This window comes from Catalinimonas alkaloidigena (assembly GCF_900100765.1).
GTDB lineage: Bacteria > Bacteroidota > Bacteroidia > Cytophagales > Flexibacteraceae > Mooreia > Mooreia alkaloidigena.
Window position 1 is genome coordinate 2,501 of sequence record NZ_FNFO01000025.1, and the last position, 3,102, is coordinate 5,602.

At 55.0% G+C, this 3,102-nt stretch carries 2 rRNA genes (1 of these 2 running past the window's edge); both read left to right on the forward strand.

Features of this window, described 5'->3' with window-relative positions:
* Positions 1-2,789 (forward strand): 23S ribosomal RNA (locus tag BLR44_RS28290); it begins 93 nt to the left of the window's first position.
* A gap of 110 nt (positions 2,790-2,899) precedes the next feature.
* A 5S ribosomal RNA gene (gene rrf, locus BLR44_RS28295) occupies positions 2,900-3,011 on the forward strand.
* Positions 3,012-3,102: the final 91 nt, after the last annotated feature.

Here is a 3,102-nt window from a genome sequence, read left to right on the forward strand (position 1 = left end):
AAGAAGTGATCCGCAGATGTCCGAATGGGGCAACCCACCCGCAAGGGTATCCGCAAGGAAGCAAACCCGGTGAACTGAAACATCTCAGTAACCGGAGGAAGAGAAAACAAGAGTGATTCCGTTAGTAGTGGCGAGCGAGGACGGAACAGCCCAAACCGAGGGGGTTACGGCCCTTTCGGGGTAGTAGGACCTTTCATTGAACCTAACGACACGAATAAGAACGACTTGGGAAAGTCGGCCAGAGAGGGTGAGAGCCCCGTATTGAGAAGGGTCGTTGGGGGGAGAGGGATCCTGAGTAGGGCGGGGCCGGAGGAACCCCGTCTGAAGTTGCCGGCACCATCCGGTAAGGCTAAATACTCCAGAGAGACCGATAGTGAACCAGTACCGTGAGGGAAAGGTGAAAAGTACCTCGAATAGAGGGGTGAAAAGAACCTGAAACCATGCGCTTACAAGCGGTCGGAGTCCTTCGGGATGACGGCGTGCCTTTTGCATAATGAGCCTACGAGTAATGACTGACTGGCAAGGTTAAGCTTTTTAAGGAGCGTAGCCGGAGCGAAAGCGAGTCTTCCAAAGGCGATTTGAGTCAGTTGGTATTGACGCGAAACCCGCGTGATCTACCCATGGCCAGGTTGAAGGTGGGGTAACACTCACTGAAGGACCGAACCGATAAGCGTTGAAAAGCTTCCGGATGAGCTGTGGGTAGGGGTGAAAGGCCAATCAAACCGGGAAATAGCTCGTACTCCCCGAAATGTTTTTAGGAACAGCCTTGTGTGATTGCTGTCGGAGGTAGAGCTACCGATAGGACTAGGGGGAGTCACATCCTACCAAATCCTGACGAACTCCGAATGCCGGCAGGCTCAACACAGGAGTGAGGGCTGGGGTGCTAAGGTCCCAGTCCGAGAGGGAAACAACCCGGACCTACAGCTAAGGTCCCTAAAGCGTGGCTAAGTTGAACAAAGGTAGTTGAGGTGCTTAGACAGCCAGGAGGTTAGCTTGGAAGCAGCTATTCCTTTAAAGAGTGCGTAACAGCTCACTGGTCGAGCGCCTCGGCATCGATAATAAACGGGCATCAAGTCACGTACCGAAGCTTAGGATTGCTAGTTTGACTAGCAGTGGTAGGGGAGCATTCTTGGGGCAGGGAAGGTGTGCTGTGAGGCATGCTGGAGCGCCAAGAAAAGCAAATGTAGGCATAAGTAACGATAAACTAGGCGAAAATCCTAGTCACCGAAAGACTCAGGTTTCCTGATCAACGTTGGTCGTATCAGGGTTAGTCGGGTCCTAAGGATAAGGCGTGAGCCGAAGCCGATGGAAAACAGGTCAACATTCCTGTACCAGCTGGATCGAGTGAAGCGGGGACGAAGAAATGACCCTCCTGCGGGCGGACGAAAGTGCCCGTTGAAGGTGGTAGCTATTACTTTAGTAGGCAAATCCGCTAGAGTAGGTGAAAGCCGACAGTACAGAAAACCTTCGGGTGGACTGATATGGAGGGGAAGGGCTTCCAAGAAAAGCCGCTAAACGTTGGATGATCCACTGCCCGTACCGTAAACCGACACAGGTAGTCGAGTGGAGTACACTCAGGTGCCCGGGAGAGTCACGGCTAAGGAACTCGGCAAATTGACCCTGTAACTTCGGGAGAAGGGGTGCCTCCTCAGTGATGAGAGGCCGCAGTGAAATGGCCCAGGCGACTGTTTAGCAAAAACACAGGACTCTGCAACGGCGAATAGCCTACGTATAGGGTCTGACACCTGCCCGGTGCCGGAAGGTTAAGGGGGGAGCTTAGGGGCAACCCGAAGGCTTGAACTGAAGCCCCGGTAAACGGCGGCCGTAACTATAACGGTCCTAAGGTAGCGAAATTCCTTGTCGGGTAAGTTCCGACCTGCACGAATGGTGTAACGATCTGGGCACTGTCTCAGCCGTGATCCCGGTGAAATTGTAGTCGCGGTGAAGATGCCGCGTACCCGCCACGGGACGGAAAGACCCCGTGCACCTTTACTGCAGCTTACCCCTGGTGCTGGTCCAAAGATGTGTAGGATAGGCGGGAGGCTTTGAAGCGGTGTCGCTAGGCATCGTGGAGCCAACCTTGAAATACCGCCCTTCTTTGGCCTGGCATCTAACCTTGAACAAGAGACACGGGTTGGCGGGCAGTTTGACTGGGGTGGTCGCCTCCAAAAGAGTAACGGAGGCTTCCCAAGGTACCCTCCGCCTGGTTGGTAATCAGGCATAGAGCGCAATAGCACAAGGGTGCTTGACTGTGAGACCGACGGGTCGAGCAGGGACGAAAGTCGGGTATAGTGATCCGGTGGTTCCGCATGGGTGGGCCATCGCTCAAAGGATAAAAGGTACGCCGGGGATAACAGGCTGATCTCCCCCAAGAGCTCACATCGACGGGGAGGTTTGGCACCTCGATGTCGGCTCGTCACATCCTGGGGCTGGAGAAGGTCCCAAGGGTTCGGCTGTTCGCCGATTAAAGTGGCACGCGAGCTGGGTTCAGAACGTCGTGAGACAGTTCGGTCCCTATCTGTGGTGGGCGTAGGAAGTTTGCGAGGATCTGCTCTTAGTACGAGAGGACCGGAGTGGACCAACCGCTGGTGTACCGGTTGTGGCGTCAGCTGCACGGCCGGGTAGCTACGTTGGGAACGGATAAGCGCTGAAAGCATCTAAGTGCGAAGCCAACCTCAAGATGAGACTTCCCTGAAGGGTCGTCAGAGACGATGACGTAGATAGGAGGCAGGTGGAAGGGCTGAAAGGTCCGTAGCCGAGCCTTACTAATGGCCCGAGCGTTTTGTACTGGCCTCTTTTGCGTGACGATAACGTCAGCCGCTGGTTTCTTTTCCTCCCGCTTTGTTATAATACACCAGAACTATCACTAACGATATTGCTGAGCACTCAGCACCGCCCTTGAGGTGATGCGAGCGCCGGGGTCCACCTCTTCCCATTCCGAACAGAGAAGTTAAGCCCGGTTGCGCCGATGGTACTGCCTTCACCGGTGGGAGAGTAGGGAATTGCCTCTTTTTTCTTCAGACGCCCCGGGAGATCATCTCTCCGGGGCGTTTTCCTTTTGCCACCCCCCCCCACCCCCCAACCCGGCAGCGCCTAGCAGGG